The sequence below is a fragment of the Flavobacterium succinicans LMG 10402 genome, assembly GCF_000611675.1.
Lineage (GTDB): Bacteria > Bacteroidota > Bacteroidia > Flavobacteriales > Flavobacteriaceae > Flavobacterium > Flavobacterium succinicans.
In genome coordinates this window covers 1-483 of record NZ_JATV01000040.1, presented here as the reverse complement: position 1 = coordinate 483, position 483 = coordinate 1, and the positions used below count along the sequence as shown (strand labels likewise).

Genomic DNA, 483 nt, shown 5'->3' with positions numbered 1-483 from the left:
CAGAAATGGTTTGGAATCTGTTGAGACCCAATCGTACGAAGATCATATCCTGAAAAATCAATTCACCACCAGCATAAGGCGTGATACTCGCGAAATCGGTAGAAACCAAAGCGGCGGTTTTTGCAAAATCGACATTAAGACCAACTTCTGGCAACAATTTCAAATCTCTGTTGAACTCGTAAGTTCGGCTGACCCCAAAATTAAGTTTTGGCATCGTGATCTCCATCTTGTCTGCTGGCGCTGGATTGAACTCTTCACCATTCACAACGGTTGATAATTCCTTTTGATTGATGGTCCAAAAGTTAACAGTCGTTGTCGCATCTCTCAGCATAAATCCGTAATTCCAATCAGTATCTGTGCGATAAACGGCGCCAATATCAAACCCAAAACCGTAACCGCTGGCAAATTTTCCGATGTTTCTATAAACAACTTTTGCAGTTGCACCAACGTCTAATTTTTGATTTCCGTTTGGATGAAAAGCGT

General features: G+C 41.6%; 1 protein-coding gene. It reads right to left on the bottom strand.

All coding sequences use genetic code 11. The features are described 5' to 3' along the window. Positions 1–483 (bottom strand): hypothetical protein (locus AO58_RS0116730; RefSeq protein ID WP_024982775.1); only part of this gene is annotated, 483 nt, incomplete at both ends.